The sequence below is a fragment of the Ruegeria sp. K3 genome (assembly GCF_056531845.1).
The window spans coordinates 424,361-441,111 of the sequence record NZ_JBQFMM010000001.1 but is presented as its reverse complement, the minus strand read 5'-3'; the positions used below and the strand labels follow the sequence as shown (position 1 = coordinate 441,111).

The following is a 16,751-nucleotide window of genomic DNA, read 5'->3' as shown; positions in this document are numbered from 1 at the left end:
TTGACCAATGGGACAAATTAAACTCAACCAAGTGACCAAAAGCTTCGGCGACGTTCAAGTCATTCCGCCTCTGGACCTCACGATTGGAGACGGCGAGTTCACGGTTTTTGTTGGACCTTCGGGTTGCGGTAAATCCACACTGCTGCGCCTGATTGCGGGACTCGAAGACATCACTACGGGTCATATCGAAATTGATGGCTCGGATGCAACGGATGTGCCTCCTGCCAAGCGCGGTTTGGCAATGGTTTTCCAGTCTTACGCTCTGTACCCGCATATGTCGGTGCGCAAAAACATCGCGTTCCCGATGAAAATGGCAGGGATCGATGAAGATGAACAAAACCGCCGGATTGAAGGAGCCGCAAAGGCGCTAAACCTCACCGATTATCTGGATCGGCGTCCGGGGCAATTGTCGGGCGGTCAGCGTCAGCGCGTTGCTATTGGCCGGGCAATTGTTCGGGAACCGGCGGCATTCCTTTTCGACGAACCGCTGTCCAACCTCGACGCGGCCCTGCGTGTTGGTATGCGGCTTGAAATCAGTGAACTTCACGAACGGCTCAAGACGACAATGATCTACGTGACCCACGACCAGGTTGAAGCCATGACCATGGCGGACAAGATCGTCGTTTTGCGGGCTGGCGTGATCGAACAGGTGGGGTCACCGCTAGAGCTCTATCACAGTCCACGTAACGAATTTGTCGCGGGGTTCATAGGGTCTCCGAAAATGAACCTGATCTCAGGTGCTGAGGCCGAGAAAAACGGGGCAACCACAATCGGCATTCGTCCTGAACACACAGATGTCAGCATGACTGATGGAATGTGGAAAGGCGTCGTTGGTGTGGCGGAGCACCTGGGATCGGACACCTTCATTCACGTCCATGACACGGGTCTTGCTGACATGGTCACCGTGCGGATTACAGGTGACATTCAGGCCAAGCACGGCGACACGATCTACCTGACACCGCAAATGGACAAGTTGCACAAGTTCGACGCTCAAGGTCTAAGGATCGAATAATGCAACTGGCTGGAAAAACAGCCCTGATCACAGGTGCCGCCCGAGGAATCGGGCGGGCCTTTGCCGAAGCCTACGTCAGTGAAGGCGCTCGAGTCGCCATCGCCGACATCAATATTGATGGCGCTCGCCAAAGCGCTGCCGCACTTGGAGAAAATGCAATCGCGGTGGCTATGGATGTGACCGACCAGGCCAGCATCGACAACGCTGTGGGCAATACAATAGGGGAGTTCGGGCATATAGACATTCTGGTCAATAACGCAGCACTTTTCACAGCAGCCCCGATTGTTGAAATCGAACGCGCCGACTATCAGCGCGCTTTTGACATCAATGTAGCGGGTACTCTCTTTACGACGCAGGCCGTAGCGCGGTGCATGATTGAGCGCGGGAAAGGTGGCAAGATCATCAACATGGCAAGTCAAGCCGGACGGCGCGGTGAGCCGTTGGTTGCAGTCTATTGCGCGACAAAAGCGGCGGTCATCAGCCTGACTCAGTCGGCGGGTCTGAACCTGATCAAGCACGGCATAAACGTGAACGCGATTTCTCCGGGTGTCGTCGACGGCGAGCACTGGGACGGCGTGGATGCGTTCTTTGCCAAGTACGAAGACAAGGCACCCGGACAAAAGAAACAGGAAGTTGATGCCGCCGTGCCCTACGGACGCATGGGCACACCGGACGATTTGACCGGAATGGCTGTTTTTCTGGCAAGTGATGCGGCGAACTACATCGTCGCACAAACTTACAACGTGGATGGTGGGCAATGGATGAGCTGATCTCCCTATCGAATTCAACACTCGATCAACTGACCGTCGAACGCCCAAGATATGACCGTGCCGCATTGAAACCTGGCATTGTTCATGTAGGGGTCGGCAATTTTCACCGTGCGCATCAGGCTTGGTACCTGCATCGTTTGATGCAGCAAGGCAAAGCCAAAGATTGGGCAATCATCGGTGCTGGCGTACGCCCTTATGATGCGATTATGCGCGATAAATTGCTCGCCCAGAATTGCCTTACAACCTTGATCGAACTCGACCCGGAAAAAATCTCTGCCGAGGTCATAGGATCCATGATCGACTACTTGCCTATTGAAGATGACAATGGGGCGCTAGTTCGCATGATGTCGAATCCTACGATTCGCGTCGTAACTATGACGGTCACAGAAAGTGGGTACTACATCGATCCAGTCAACAAGGAGTTTGACTCCAACCACCCCGACGTTCTTCACGACGCTAAAAACCCGCTGAAACCCCGCACCGTATTTGGAGCCATGGTGGCTGCGCTTGGTCAGCGACGTGATGCAGGGCATATGCCTTTTACTGGGCTCAGCTGCGATAACCTGCAAGGTAACGGTGACGTCCTTCGGCAAACTGTCATTTCGTTGGCTCGAATGACCAACCCTGAACTTGCCGATTGGATCGACGCCAATGCGTCCTTTCCAAATTCGATGGTAGACTGCATCGCCCCCGCGACCGGTCCAAGCGAACTGGCACTCGCCATAGACTTTGGCATTGATGACGCCGCGGTCGTCACGCACGAAGCCTATCGTCAGTGGGTGATAGAAGACAGTTTCTGCGCAGGGCGCCCCGACTTGGACAATGTTGGCGCAATTTTCACTGACGATGTTCATGCGTTTGAAACTATGAAAATTCGCGTCCTCAATGCTGGGCATCAAGTTCTCGCAAATGCCGGAGAGATCCTGGGGCTTCAGACGATTTCCGAATGCATGAAGCACAGGCAGCTTTCGCAGTTTTTTGGCAAAGTTCAAAGAACCGAAATAGCACCAACAGTTGCACCCGTATCCGGAAAAAGCCCGGAAGAGTATATAAGCCTAATTGAAAGTAGGTTCTCAAATCCACGAATTGTGGACACAACCCGACGAGTGGCTTTCGACGGCTCGGCGCGCCATACGGGATTCGTTATGCCGATCATTCGAGACCAGCTAAAGGCAAGTCGCTCTATTGTCGGCCTAGCCCTCGTCGAAGCTCTTTGGGCCCGCATGTGTGCAGGCAAGCGCGAAGATGGTAGTGTGATCGAGGCTAACGATCCCGTTTGGGGCAAACTGTCTGAGGCCGCGCTTGCCGCGAAATCAAATCCGGTCGCATGGCTCGAACAATCCTGGATTTATGGCGATTTACAGAACGCTAAGGAGTTCTCAGATGCGTTCTCTGAGTGGCTCAACCTTATTTGGAAGGATGGATGTGAAGCAGCCCTTATTGAGTACGTTGAAGAAGTGTGAGTCGGACCAGTCATTTTGTGGCGAATACTTTTGTTACAAGACAAAAGTCGATCGGGTAGCACTGTCAGCCGCTTGAGTTACAGATGTGTCTGAGCTGATATGAATTAGCTCATGCAAAGCACACATGCTTCAACCGCGAAGCCCAAAGTCGGGAGAATAACGTGAAACCAGAGCAATTGAGAATGGCCCGTCACGTGCTTGGGCTCTCTATGAAAGAATTTGCGGATTTGACGCGCGTTTCTCATATGACAGTGCATCGATTTGAAGCTGGAAAAAAAGGCGTAAACCACGCAATGATTGAAGCAATGCGCACCACGCTGGAGGATGAAGGCGTTCAATTTCTAAAACATGGCAGCACGTCTGACGGTATAGGCGTCGCCATCAAATCCAATTCAGCGTAAACGGGGCAGCCACTCTAACATGAAACCAGAAATCCTCAGACATCTCACTTACTCACTCGGTAAAGATGCCGAGCACGCGTCGATCTATGACTGGCGTATGGCGGTTTCGCTTACACTTCGCGATCGCATCGTTGACCCCTGGTTTGAAAGCACGCGCGAGACGTATCAGTCTGGTGCGAAACGCGTTTATTACCTATCGATGGAGTTTTTGATCGGCAGGCTGGTCGAAGACATGACTGCAAACCTAGGACTTACAGAAAAGGTCAGGCAGGCCCTTGAGGATCTTGGTCAGGATATTTCCGTCGTTTTTAACGACGAACCTGATGCCGCTTTGGGTAATGGCGGCCTTGGTCGGTTGGCGGCCTGTTTCATGGATTCCCTCGCCACCCTTGGAATACCTGCCTACGGCTATGGTATTCGCTATGAACATGGGTTGTTCGAGCAGAGCTTTGTCGATGGACGGCAGGTTGAAAAAGCAGAAACCTGGCTGAACCAGCGATTTGCATGGGAATTCGTGCGTCCCGAGGCCTGCTATCGTATCTCATTTGGTGGCTATGTTAGCCATCATGACGGTCAAGCTGAATGGCATCCCGCTGACACCGTTCAGGCGCAGGCTTTTGACACGCCAGTGGTTGGATGGAAAGGCGCGTGGGGCAATACTCTGAGGCTTTGGTCGGCCCGGCCAGAGAATGAGTTCGATCTGGAGAGCTTTAATCGGGGCGATTATCTGGCGGCCAGCCGGTCCGAGGCTCTGGCACGTACGATTTCGCGCGTTCTGTATCCGGACGATACGACCGATGCAGGCAAGGAACTGCGACTTAAGCAAGAATATTTCTTTACCGCCGCATCGATCATGGACTTGCTGCGCCGGTTCCTGAGCGATCATGGCGACATTCGCGAATTGCCGAATGCGGTAGCCATTCAGCTTAACGATACGCATCCGGCGATTGCGGGACCCGAACTGGTACGCCTTTTGGTTGATGAGCATGATTTGCCTCTGGACGAGGCGATTTCTCTCGCCCGCCGGTGCCTTGGATATACCAACCACACGCTGTTGCCAGAAGCACTGGAACGCTGGCACGAAGGGTTGCTAGGCCGCGTCCTTCCGCGACATTTGGAGATCATTCGGGCCATTGATGAGCAACAGCAGCAGGAGTTTCCCGGCAGCCCGCGCGTCCTGAAACACGGCGAAGTCCATATGGGCGAGCTGGCCTTTATCATGGCGCATAAAGTCAACGGCGTCTCAGCGTTGCATACTGATCTGGTAAAGGAAACAGTCTTTGCCGATCTGAACCGCATTCATCCGGCACGTATCATCAATCAAACCAATGGCATCACACCCCGCCGCTGGTTACACACCTGCAACCCTGTTCTGAGCGATCTGATCACTCGCGAAATCGGTGATGGTTGGGTTGCGGATTTGGAGCAGCTAAAACAGCTCAAGCACCGCGCCGGAGATCGCGGCTTCCTCAGCGACTTCAGCGCCGCAAAACGACACAACAAGGAAAAGTTGTCGAACTGGGTCGCTGCCAAATGTGGTGTCTCGGTTGATCCTGACGCGATCTTCGACGTCCAGATCAAGCGCATTCACGAATACAAGCGCCAGCTTATGAATATTCTGGAAACTGTCGCCCTGTGGAACGAGATGCGGGACAATCCAAGAGTCGAATGGACACCTCGGGTAAAGTTTTTTGGAGGCAAAGCTGCGCCGGGTTACCACGTTGCCAAGCAAATTGTGCGGCTGATCAACGATGTGGCAAAAGTCATCAACACCGATCCTGTCACGGGTAATCTTCTGAAGGTTGTTTATCCCGCCAACTACAACGTTACGATGGCTGAAAACCTGATCCCTGCCGCAGATTTGTCCGAGCAGATTTCGACCGCAGGGAAAGAAGCCTCAGGCACCGGAAACATGAAATTTGCACTAAACGGCGCGTTGACGATCGGCACGCTGGACGGCGCGAATGTCGAAATCCGCGAACATGTGGGGTCGGACAATTTTTTCCTGTTCGGCTTGACAGCACAGGAGGTCATGGAGCGTCGCAGGGTGCATGACTATGCGCGCGCCGCAATTGCAGACAGCCCACGGTTGGAGCGTGTATTGGGGCAGATTTTTGAGGGGCTGTTTTCGCCTGAGGAAGCGGGGCGCTATCACTCTCTGATCGGAACGCTATACGATCACGACTACTTTCTGGTCACCTGCGATTTCGACAGTTATTTCGATTCTCAGCGCCGCACCGACATTGCATATCGCAACAGTCAGAATTGGGCCGCGATGGCGCTGCAGAATACGGCCAGCATGGGATGGTTTTCGTCAGACCGTACAATCAGAGGATATGCCCGCGACATCTGGCAGGCGGATAGTGTTCTGATCAAACCCCTGGGCAAGTCGGCATGAGGAGCGACCTGATCCAAGCCGAGGATAGGGCTGCCATCGCTCAGGGCGAGCATGGTGACCCGTTCTCGGTCCTTGGGCTGCATGAAGTCGATGGACGGTTGGTGATCCGGTGCTTTCACCCCGAAGCGGACACGGTCGAGGTTGTGGATCAGAAAACCGGGCGGAAGCTCTGCGCGCTGTCGCGAGTCGACGCGGAAAGCGGTGTTTTTGTTGGTGCCGTCCCGCATAGGAAAAAACGGTTCCCTTACCTGCTACGCCTAACACACCACAGCGATAGCTGGACAGAACAAGACCCATACGCGTTTGGCCCTGTTCTTGGCGAAATTGATGAATATCTCTTGGCAGAGGGTACACACGGTCAGTTGTGGCGCGCGCTTGGGGCGCATGTGACGTCGCACGAAGGCAGCATTGGCGTGCATTTCGCAGTCTGGGCACCAAACGCGAGGCGGGTGTCGGTTATCGGTGACTTCAACGGCTGGGATGGACGGCGAAACGTGATGCGGCGACGTGGTGCAACCGGCGTTCACGAGATTTTCATGCCTGGATTGGGCGACGGTACAGCATACAAGTTCGAAATCGTGGGGTCCGACGGACATCTGATGCCGGAAAAGGCCGACCCAGTCGGGTTTGGGTCTGAATTACCGCCCAAAACGGCCTCGGTCGTGCGCGATCTCGGGAAATTCGACTGGTCGGATGCTGATTGGATGGCTAATCGTGGTCAACACCAACGCGTGGATAAACCGATTTCCATCTACGAGGTACATCTGGAAAGTTGGCGGCGCGTTCCTGAGGCTGGCAACCGGTCGCTGGACTATCAGGAACTTGCAACCGATCTTGTGGTTTATGCCAGCGACATGGGCTTCACCCATATCGAACTCACACCGATCTCGGAATATCCGTTCGGTGGGTCTTGGGGGTATCAGCCTGTCGGGCTGTTTGCGCCTACGGCGCGATTTGGAACACCTAATGATTTTCGGGCGCTGGTGGATGCTTGCCATCAGGCCGACATGGGCTTGATCATCGACTGGGTGCCAGGCCACTTCCCCTCCGATCCGCACGGGCTGGGTCGGTTCGATGGGTCTGCTTTGTACGAACATCTCGACCCGAAGGAAGGATATCACCCAGACTGGAACACGCTGGTCTACAACTACGGCCGGGCAGAAGTATCCAGCTATCTGATCGCGAACGCAAAATTTTGGATGGAAGAATACCATATCGATGGGCTTCGCGTCGATGCGGTGGCCTCGATGCTGTATCGCGATTATTCGCGGAAAGAGGGCGAATGGGTGCCAAACATCCATGGTGGGCGTGAAAACCTGGAGGCCATCGGCTTCTTGAGACAGATGAACGAAGCAGTTTATGCAGCGCATCCCGACGCGATGACAATTGCCGAAGAATCCACAGCATTCCCGGGTGTCTGCGCCAGGACATCGGAGGGCGGGCTGGGCTTTGGTTTCAAATGGAACATGGGGTGGATGAACGACACCTTGCGGTACATGGCCGAAAATCCTGTGAACCGGAAGTACCACCACGACAAAATGACATTCGGGTTGCACTATGCGTTTTCCGAGAACTTTGTGCTGCCCCTCAGTCATGATGAAGTCGTTCATGGCAAAGGGTCTTTGCTGGACAGAATGCCCGGTGATGATTGGCAGCGCTTAGCCAATCTGCGGGCCTACTACGGCTTCATGTGGGGGCATCCTGGCAAGAAGCTGTTGTTCATGGGGGGCGAGTTTGCGCAGGTTGCCGAATGGAACCACGAACAAAGTTTGGACTGGCACCTGTTGGAGCACCCCAGCCACGCAGGTGTCCAACGGTTGGTGCGCGATCTCAATATGCTCTATCGTGAGACGCCCGCTCTTTACCAACAAGACACGCGTGCGGAAGGGTTCCGTTGGATCGACGGCGGCAACGCCAGCGACTCGGTGTTCTCTTGGGTTCGCTATGGCACCGATGACGGCCCGCCGGTGTTGGTGGTCGCCAATTTCACCCCTGTAACCCGGACGGAATTCCGCGTTGGTGTGCCGGTCGCGGGCTATTGGGCAGAACGATTGAACACAGATTCCACATATTACGGCGGCAGCAATCAGGGCAACGGAGACGGGCTGAATTCCGAGCCAGTCGCAGCGCATGGCTGTGACCAGTCTGTTGTGATGACCGTTCCGCCACTTGCCACCGTTTTCTTTGAATTGAGGCACGAATAGACCGGAACCAATAGTGGGAGGACACCCGTTGAAACAAGATCGTCGCAGATTGGCCAACCAGACCATGGCCTATGTTCTTGCGGGTGGCAGGGGGAGCCGTCTGAAGGAAATGACCGATGTCCGCGCGAAACCAGCGGTCTATTTCGGCGGCAAAACGCGGATCGTAGACTTTGCTTTGTCCAACGCGGTGAACTCGGGTATCCGGCGGATCGGCGTTGCGACCCAATACAAGGCTCACAGCCTGATCCGGCACCTGCAACGGGGTTGGAGCTTTTTCCGGGCAGAGCGTAACGAGTCTCTGGACATCCTGCCCGCATCTCAACAGCTGGATGAGGATAACTGGTACAAAGGCACCGCAGATGCCGTTACCCAGAATATAAACATCTTGCGCGGATATGGACCGAAATACATTTTGGTGCTGGCTGGCGATCATATTTACAAGCAGGATTACTCGCTGATGATTGAGCAGCATGTTCAATCCGGCGCGAAGGTGACGGTGGGCTGTATTGAGGTGCCGCGCGAAGAAGCCAAAGGCTTTGGTGTCATGGATGTCGACGAGACGGACAAAGTACTAAGCTTTGTTGAAAAGCCTGCGGATCCGCCCCCGATGCCCGGTCAGGCGGACATGTCACTGGCCAGCATGGGTATTTACGTGTTCGAGGCAGAATATCTCTATGACATCCTTGAAGCAGACGCGAATTCGGAGACATCCAGCCATGACTTTGGCAAGGACATCATCCCGACTATCGTAGCCGAAGGCGGCGCAATGGCGCACCCCTTCAGCCGGTCTTGTGTCATGTCTGGGCTTGAGGACAAACCCTATTGGCGCGATGTAGGCACGATTGACGCCTATTGGCAGGCCAATATCGACCTGACCGATTTCAAACCGGGTCTGGATATCTACGCCACAGACTGGCCTATCTGGACCTATTCCGAACTGACGCCGCCGGCGAAGTTCATTCACAACGAGGAAGGGCGCCGCGGCCAGGCTGTTTCGTCGATGGTGTCAGGCGGCTGTATTATCTCAGGCTCGTCACTGTATCAGTGCTTGCTGTTCACCGGGGTAAAAACACACTCCTTTTCGCAACTGGAAGGCGCTGTCGCCCTGCCATATTGCGAGGTCGGGCGTCGGGCTTACCTGAAGAACGTTGTGATTGATAGGGGTGTCAAAATTCCACCCGGTCTGATTGTTGGAGAAGACCCAAAACTTGACGCCAAACGGTTCAGACGCACAGAAGGCGGTGTCTGCCTTATTACCCAAGCGATGATCGACCAACTGGACATGTGATATGAAAGTACTGATGGCCGCCTCAGAATGCGCGCCGTTCATTAAGACTGGAGGACTGGCGGATGTGGTCGGCGCGCTGCCTGCTGCGCTGTCCGGTCATGGCATCGACTGTCGCATTCTGTTGCCGGCCTATCCGTCGTTGCAGCCTTTGCTCAGCGACGGGCGGCAGGTTGCCAAGTTCAGTGATCTGCCTGGCGGCTATGGACAGCTTGTTCTGGTCTCTGTCCAAGGTATTGACCTGCTTCTATTGGATGCTCCGCAATTGTTTGATCGTCCCGGCTTGCCTTACACGGATCCCGATGGCGCGGATTGGGCGGACAATCATCTGCGCTTTGGCGCGCTGGCACAGGCGTCGGCGCGGGTGGGTCTTGACGGTGTCGACGGTTGGCAGCCGGACATCATCCACGCACATGACTGGCAGGCCGCTCTGACCCCTGTTTATCTCAAACAATCCGGTCAAGACGCGCCCAAATCGGTTTTGACCATTCACAACATTGCCTTTCAGGGCCGGTTCGGCCCGCATGCCCTGTCAGATTTAGGACTGCGCGGTGACTGGTTTCATCCCGAAGCGCTGGAATTTCACGGTGATCTTGCGTTTCTGAAGGGTGGGTTGATGTTTGCAGACCGGATCACGACGGTCAGCCCTACCTATGCCCGGGAAATCCTCACGCCGCAGTATGGAATGGGTTTGGACGGCGTTCTACAGTCCAGAACAGCGATACTTAGCGGTATTCTGAATGGCATAGACACCGGCACATGGGACCCCTTGAGCGATCCAGCACTGGCCCGAGGTTACAATGCACGAAGCCTGGGGCGAAAGGCTGACAGCCGCGCAAGTATCGCAGACCGTGTTGGACTTGATCCCGATTCCAGGGGTCCGCTGTTCTGTGTCATCAGTCGGTTGACTGAGCAGAAAGGTCTGGATGTGCTGATTGACACCGTTCCGCACATCGTCGAACGCGGCGGCCAACTGGCTGTTTTGGGCTCTGGCGAAACTGCACTCGAACAGGCTTTTGTGGACGCCGGCCAGCGCTTTGCCGGTTCAGTAGGGGCCGTGATCGGATATGACGAGGCCTTTGCCCATCTGCTACAAGGCGGATCTGACGCCATTCTGATCCCGTCGCGGTTTGAACCTTGCGGTTTGACCCAGCTTTATGGGCTGCGATACGGTACTTTGCCCATCGTCGCGCGTACCGGGGGATTGGCTGACACGGTGATTGACGCAAATGTCGCAGCACTGAACGCCGAATGTGCGACCGGATTTGTGTTTGATAACGTTACGAAAACCGGCGTTGAGGCTGTGCTTGATCGTGTTTTTGGCTGCTTTGACGACAAGAAGACGTGGCAGATGATGCAACGCGCGGCGATGCGCCAAGCTGTTGGATGGGATCGGTCGGCGCGGGAGTATGCCGAATTGTACAAGAGTTTGTCTGTATGAAGGATGTTGGACCTACACAACTGATAATTCGACAAGGGAACCCATCGCGGCTCGGTGCTCATTTCGACGGTGAAGGCGTGAATTTTGCCCTGTTCTCCGAGCACGCATTGCGCGTCAATCTGTGTCTTTTCGCAGAGGATGGCCGAACCGAGCTCACCCGACTGGCTTTGCCCGAACGCAATGGAGCCATCTGGCATGGTTACGTGCCGGGCCTGAAACCCGGAGCACTTTATGGCTACCGCGTGGAAGGCCCTTTTGCACCCGAGCGGGGTCACAGGTTCAACGCCAACAAGCTGCTTTTGGACCCTTATACGCGCGAACTGCACGGAACCGTCACCCATGATCCGGCAATCCTGGGTTACCTGCCCAATTCTCCCTACGGTGATCTGTCTTTCAGTGAAGTCGACAGCGCGCCTTTTGTGCCCAAATCCGTCGTCTCTAGTCCTGACAGTTTCACCTCGGACGCGGTGACGCTGGGACGGCGTTGGAACGGCACTTTCATTTATGAGACGCATGTCAGAGGGGTGACCATGTTGCACCCTGACATTCCTGACCATGTGAAGGGCACCTATGAAGGGATGTCGTCACAGCCGGTTCTGGATCATCTGATGCGATTGGGTGTGACGGCTGTTGAAATCCTGCCTATCCACGCCTTCACCTCTGAAGGTGCGCTGCGCGCGCGATCCATGCGGAACTATTGGGGGTACAATACTCTGGGCTTCTTTGCGCCCGAACCGCGCTATTTCGGGCCATCCGGCGTGTTCGGGTTTCGCGCTATGGTCGAGCGGTTTCATGCCGCCGGTATCGAGGTCATACTGGATGTGGTCTACAACCACTCCGCCGAAAGTGACCATCTCGGCCCGACGCTTAGTTTTCGCGGGATCGACAACGCGTCTTATTACCTGCTGCTGGATGGCCAACCGCGCTACTATGTGAACGACACCGGCACCGGAAATACACTTCAGGTAAAGCACCCGTTTGTGCTTCGGATGGTGATGGACAGCCTGCGGTTCTGGGTGCAGAGCATGGGGGTCGACGGTTTCCGCTTTGACTTAGCAACGACTCTGGCGCGCGAGGCGCATGGGTTTGAAGCAAGCGGCGGGTTCCTGGATGCCTTGCGCCAGGACCCTGTACTAGCAGGTGCAAAACTGATTGCAGAGCCTTGGGATGTCGGTCCGGGAGGCTATCAACTGGGACGGTTCCCGCCCGAGTTTTCGGAATGGAATGACCGTTACCGAGACACGGTGCGCAAGTTCTGGCGCGGCGACAGCCATTCGGCGCAGGACATGGGCTCGGCCTTATTGGGGTCAGCGGAATTATTCGATACCAAGGGTCGTCAGGCCTGGTCTTCAGTAAACTTCGTGGCCTCTCACGACGGCTTCACGTTGGCAGATACGACCCGGTACCTGCAGCGCCATAATGCAGCCAATGGTGAAGACAATCGCGATGGCCATCACAGCAACTACAGCGACAATTTCGGCATGGAGGGAGCCTGCGACGATCCCGAAGTGAAAGCCGCGCGCCTCCAAAGGATGCGAAATTTCCTGGCCACTGTCTTCTTGTCACAAGGCACCCCTATGCTGTTGGCCGGTGACGAGGGCGGCAATTCTCAGAATGGCAACAACAACGCGTATTGCCAGGACAACCCAGTAAGTTGGATCGACTGGACCACACTTGACAGCGATTTGATCGCGTTTACCGCGGCACTGTCGCGTTTCCGGTGCAATCATCCCGTACTCAATCAAAATCGATTCCTGCATGGTGCCCAACGGACAGACGGATATCCGGATGTCGAGTGGCGTGCCATGGACGGATCGCCACTGAACTGGCGCGATCCGGGACTGTCCAGCCTTTGTCTGATCCTGCGCGGTTGCGCCGAATGCGTGGCGGGCGACACTATCTTCGATGTGGTGATGCTGGCCTTCAACCGGGAAAATGAGGCGCTGGAGTTGCGGTTGCCGTCCGGCGGAGACAGAGTCTGGCAGCGAGAAATTGACACGTCGGTTTCTCATCAGTCGGCCAGCAAGATCACGACTTCAACGACGATCATTCCGGCACACTCGGTAGCCGCCTTTGTCTTAGAAGAACGGTCAGTGGAATGATGGGCAGCGACGACAGACTGCGTCAACTAGCGCAGGATTGCGGCATCCATCTGGGGTACAACGCCTGGGATGGAACGCGTTTATCATCGGATCCACCGACCCTGAAGGCTCTGCTCCGCGCGATGGACATAGATGTAGATACGGACAGCGCCGTTTCCGAGGCCTTACGGGCGGGTCAGGCCGAACAGGCAGCACGAGCGTTACCTATTGAACAGGTCATTCTGGCCGACCTGCCGTTTGAATTGGCACTGTCTCAGCCCAGCGAATGGCATGTGCTGGATAACAAAGGACACGAGGTTCAGGCGGGGCGCGGAGAAACAAGCCTGACGCTTCAACCTCTGCCTGTTGGATATTTTACGTTGGTTGTGCATAGCCCTGGTCGCTGCGAAGAAGTGTTTCTGTTGAGCCGACCGATACATGCGCCGACAATCGCAGACCTGACAGGACGCACGAAGGGATGGGGTGTATCGGGCGCAGTGTACTCGTTGCGGTCCCGATCAAACGGCGGGTTGGGAAACTACGACGACCTGGGCCATGCGATGTCTGTCATGGGGCAATCGGGTGCGATGTATTTTGGCATTAATCCGGTCCATGCGCTGGGATGGGCGGTAGGTGACACCAAAAGCCCTTATTCGCCTAGTCACCGCGGGTTTCTGAATATCGATCACATTGCAACAGGCACCCGGCTTGCATCTGTTTCGGACCGGGCGTTGATCGATTACCCGGCTTTTCGCATAAAACACCGCCTCGCATTGGACGCGGAGTTTCAGCGATTTCAGCAAAGCGCTGCAGCGACGGAGCACAAAGAATTTCAGGCTTTTTGCCGCGCCGAAGGTCTGGAACTGGCCCGGTTCGCCACGTTTGAAAGCATCAGCGAAATGCATGGCGGCAACTTTCGCAATTGGCCTATCCATTTAAGCCAACCTGAAAGAACAAAACCGACGCCCCGGAACGAATTCCATGCGTGGCTGCAATGGAGGGCCTATACTCAGCTCGAGGTCGCGCAAGCGACCGCAATTCGGTCCGGGATGGCTTTAGGTCTTTTCTTGGACCTTGCGGTTGGAGCGCGTCCCGACGGTGCCGAAGTTTGGATGCACCAGGATCTGATTGCACGCGGCGTCTCAATCGGGGCACCGCCAGATCAGCTCAGTCCTGCTGGGCAATCCTGGACATTAGCGGCCTACGCACCAAATAAGTTGTCGAAAAACCGCTACGAACCCGTGCGGACACTGCTGAGAAAACTGATGTCCCAGGCTGGGATTGTCCGGATTGACCATGTTCTTGGCCTGATGCGCAGCTTCTGGGTACCTGAGGATGGAAGCCCGGGTGGGTATATCTCGCAACCGTTCGACGTGTTGCTTGCGGTGGTGGCCATAGAGGCCTGGTGCAATCACTGCTGCGTTGTGGGCGAGGATCTGGGATTGGTGCCCGCCGGGTTCCGCGAGCGCCTGAATGAGTCCGGCCTCTACAGTTACGCGGTTTGGCAATTTGAAGGGACACGAGATGGCGCATTGAGGTCGGCGCAGGATTTGCGCCCTTTCAGTATGGCTTGTTTCAGTACACATGATACGCCGACGATCCAAGGCTTCTGGCGCGGGCGCGATATCGAATGGTGGCGCACCATCGGTTGGCTGTCCCGGGACAGGGCGATGGCATTGCACGCCGCGCGGGCCGTCCAGCGGAATTCACTGCGCCGTCATTGCGCCATCCCGCCGGAAGCAAGTTTGGAAGATATCCGCGGCGCGGTGCATTCAGAGCTGGGAAAGAGCCCGGCGGAACTGGTGACGGTGCAACTGGACGACTTGTTGGGCAGCGAGCAGGCCCAGAACCTACCCGGAACAATTGACGAGCACCCCAATTGGAGGCGTCCGGCACGCGTGTCTGTAGAGGAACTAGCTGCCGTTCAAAGTCTGAAAGACGTACGTAATTCGATGGAACCGGCGCGGGTAGTCCCCGCCACCGTTCAACAGAAGGAAACTGATCCATGCCTTTCGTAGTGTTTCCCTGCACCCCCTTTGCGGGTCAGAAACCCGGCACCTCGGGACTGCGCAAAAAGACGCGGGTGTTTATGGAACCCGGATATCTGGAGAGCTATGTGCAGTCGATTTTCAATGCCATTGGCGGCGCGCAAGGCAAGACTTTTGTCATCGGTGGCGACGGCAGGTTTTTTAACGCCGAGACCATCCAGATCATCTTGCGCATGGCCGCAGCCAATGGCGCTGTTCGTGCGATTGTCGGACAGAATGGCCTGTTGTCAACGCCTGCCGCGTCCAATCTGATCCGCAAGCACGGGGCCGATGGCGGCTTTATTCTGTCCGCCAGTCACAACCCCGGCGGCATCGACGCCGATTTCGGGCTGAAATTCAACGGTGCCAATGGCGGCCCGGCCTCCGAGAGCCTGACGGAAGAATTCTTTGCCCAGTCACGGAGCATGACCGAGTATCGCTCGCTTGAGTCCGGGGACATCGATCTGGGAGGGGTCGGCGTTTCAAGGCTTGAAGATATGGGCGTGGAGATCGTCGATCCGGTGGCCGATTACACAGAACTGATGCGTGATATTTTCGATTTCGGCCGGATCAGAGATTTGCTGTCCGGCGGGTTCACCCTTCGTTTTGACGCAATGCATGCGGTCACGGGACCCTATGCGACCGCCATACTTGAAGATGAACTGGGTGCCCCAAAGGGATCAGTCCTGAACGCTGTGCCATCGGTCGATTTTGGCAAAGGGCATCCCGACCCAAACCCGATCTGGGCCAAACCGCTTGTCGATCTGGTCCTATCTCCTGGTGGTCCGGACTTTGCTGCCGCGTCAGATGGGGATGGGGATCGCAACATGATCTTAGGGAAAGGGATCTATGTCACCCCGTCCGACAGTCTCGCCGTGCTGGCCGCCAACGCCCACCTCGTCCCGGGCTACGGCAAGGGGCTCGCCGGGATCGCTAGATCGATGCCCACCAGCGCAGCGGTCGATCGTGTTGCCGAAAAGTTGGGACTAGATTGTTATGAAACGCCAACAGGATGGAAGTTTTTCGGCAACTTGCTCGACGCGGGCTGCATCACGCTGTGCGGAGAGGAAAGTGCCGGTACTGGCTCGGATCACGTGCGCGAGAAGGACGGATTGTGGGCCGTTCTACTGTGGCTGAACATTCTTGCCGAACGTCGGGTCTCGGTCCGCGAAATCATGGAAGATCACTGGCGGACTTATGGCCGCAACTATTATTCGCGGCATGACTACGAGGCCGTTGACAACGCCAAAGCCGAGAAAATGATCGCCGATTTGACTGATCGGTTACCTGAACTTCCTGGCAGTAGCACCGGCAATCTTGTTGTCGCGACTGCGGACAATTTTTCCTACGAAGACCCGGTCGATGGTTCGATAAGCAAGAACCAAGGAGTGCGCATTACTTTCGAGAATGGCTGTCGAGGCGTGATCCGCCTTTCGGGTACAGGAACGGACGGTGCCACAGTTCGTATCTATTTGGAGCAGTTCACACCCGTTGGAGGAGATATGCATATGGATACCCAGTCAGCATTGCAAGAAATCACAGAAGCAATGGCTCGAATAACTAAAATCCCCGAAATCTGCGACCGCCAGACGCCAGACGTCATAACATAACAGCTACAAGGGTGCTGCCAGACTAAGTCCAACCAGTCTTAGTTTGACGCCAAATCCGC

11 protein-coding genes are annotated in these 16,751 nt (G+C 55.6%); all 11 read left to right on the top strand.

Annotation, left to right across the window (positions count from 1 at the left end; translation table 11 throughout):
- Positions 1-7: 7 nt before the first annotated feature.
- The 11 genes from ACR0MP_RS02155 to ACR0MP_RS02105 all read left to right on the top strand — a co-directional run bounded on the left by ACR0MP_RS02155 (position 8) and on the right by ACR0MP_RS02105 (position 16,692).
- Positions 8-1,012: an ABC transporter ATP-binding protein gene (locus ACR0MP_RS02155; RefSeq protein ID WP_170383437.1), complete on the top strand. Its 1,005-nt coding sequence runs from the start codon at positions 8-10 to the stop codon at positions 1,010-1,012.
- Positions 1,009-1,782, top strand: coding sequence for an L-iditol 2-dehydrogenase (locus tag ACR0MP_RS02150; protein ID WP_480760266.1), 774 nt, complete (start codon positions 1,009-1,011; stop codon positions 1,780-1,782). Before ACR0MP_RS02155 ends, ACR0MP_RS02150 begins: the two co-directional genes overlap by 4 nt.
- A complete protein-coding gene (locus ACR0MP_RS02145; protein ID WP_480885696.1) occupies positions 1,770-3,245 on the top strand; it encodes a mannitol dehydrogenase family protein in 1,476 nt (491 codons plus the stop codon). The genes ACR0MP_RS02150 and ACR0MP_RS02145 overlap by 13 nt, the downstream gene beginning before the upstream one ends.
- Before the next feature lie 161 nt (positions 3,246-3,406).
- The gene (locus tag ACR0MP_RS02140) at positions 3,407-3,646 is read left to right on the top strand and encodes a helix-turn-helix domain-containing protein (protein WP_170403641.1); all 240 of its coding nucleotides are present in this window, start codon (positions 3,407-3,409) and stop codon (positions 3,644-3,646) included.
- A gap of 19 nt (positions 3,647-3,665) precedes the next feature.
- Positions 3,666-6,044, top strand: coding sequence for a glycogen/starch/alpha-glucan phosphorylase (locus ACR0MP_RS02135; RefSeq protein ID WP_170403644.1), 2,379 nt, complete (start codon positions 3,666-3,668; stop codon positions 6,042-6,044).
- Positions 6,041-8,248, top strand: a complete 2,208-nt coding sequence (gene glgB, locus ACR0MP_RS02130) for a 1,4-alpha-glucan branching protein GlgB (RefSeq protein ID WP_480885694.1) — start codon at positions 6,041-6,043, stop codon at positions 8,246-8,248. Before ACR0MP_RS02135 ends, glgB begins: the two co-directional genes overlap by 4 nt.
- A gap of 28 nt (positions 8,249-8,276) precedes the next feature.
- Positions 8,277-9,536 (top strand): glucose-1-phosphate adenylyltransferase, encoded by a 1,260-nt coding sequence (glgC, locus tag ACR0MP_RS02125; RefSeq protein ID WP_170403649.1) that lies wholly within the window; start codon positions 8,277-8,279, stop codon positions 9,534-9,536.
- 1 nt (position 9,537) lies between these two features.
- Positions 9,538-10,974 (top strand): glycogen synthase GlgA, encoded by a 1,437-nt coding sequence (gene glgA / locus ACR0MP_RS02120; protein WP_170403653.1) that lies wholly within the window; start codon positions 9,538-9,540, stop codon positions 10,972-10,974.
- Positions 10,971-13,076, top strand: coding sequence for a glycogen debranching protein GlgX (gene glgX / locus ACR0MP_RS02115; protein ID WP_170734652.1), 2,106 nt, complete (start codon positions 10,971-10,973; stop codon positions 13,074-13,076). Before glgA ends, glgX begins: the two co-directional genes overlap by 4 nt.
- The gene (malQ, locus tag ACR0MP_RS02110; protein ID WP_170403659.1) at positions 13,073-15,073 is read left to right on the top strand and encodes a 4-alpha-glucanotransferase; all 2,001 of its coding nucleotides are present in this window, start codon (positions 13,073-13,075) and stop codon (positions 15,071-15,073) included. Before glgX ends, malQ begins: the two co-directional genes overlap by 4 nt.
- Complete coding sequence (locus ACR0MP_RS02105; protein WP_170403662.1) at positions 15,061-16,692, top strand: alpha-D-glucose phosphate-specific phosphoglucomutase; 1,632 nt, start codon at positions 15,061-15,063, stop codon at positions 16,690-16,692. The genes malQ and ACR0MP_RS02105 overlap by 13 nt, the downstream gene beginning before the upstream one ends.
- Positions 16,693-16,751: the final 59 nt, after the last annotated feature.

Excerpts from the sequence above, each read along its gene's own strand:
- ACR0MP_RS02135 (WP_170403644.1), top strand. The coding sequence starts at position 3,666 with ATGAAACCAGAAATCCTCAGACATCTCACTTACTCACTCGGTAAAGAT.
- glgX (WP_170734652.1), top strand. The coding sequence starts at position 10,971 with ATGAAGGATGTTGGACCTACACAACTGATAATTCGACAAGGGAACCCA.
- ACR0MP_RS02155 (WP_170383437.1), top strand. The coding sequence starts at position 8 with ATGGGACAAATTAAACTCAACCAAGTGACCAAAAGCTTCGGCGACGTT.
- ACR0MP_RS02105 (WP_170403662.1), top strand. The coding sequence starts at position 15,061 with ATGCCTTTCGTAGTGTTTCCCTGCACCCCCTTTGCGGGTCAGAAACCC.
- glgA (WP_170403653.1), top strand. The coding sequence starts at position 9,538 with ATGAAAGTACTGATGGCCGCCTCAGAATGCGCGCCGTTCATTAAGACT.
- malQ (WP_170403659.1), top strand. The coding sequence starts at position 13,073 with ATGATGGGCAGCGACGACAGACTGCGTCAACTAGCGCAGGATTGCGGC.
- glgB (WP_480885694.1), top strand. The coding sequence starts at position 6,041 with ATGAGGAGCGACCTGATCCAAGCCGAGGATAGGGCTGCCATCGCTCAG.
- ACR0MP_RS02145 (WP_480885696.1), top strand. The coding sequence starts at position 1,770 with ATGGATGAGCTGATCTCCCTATCGAATTCAACACTCGATCAACTGACC.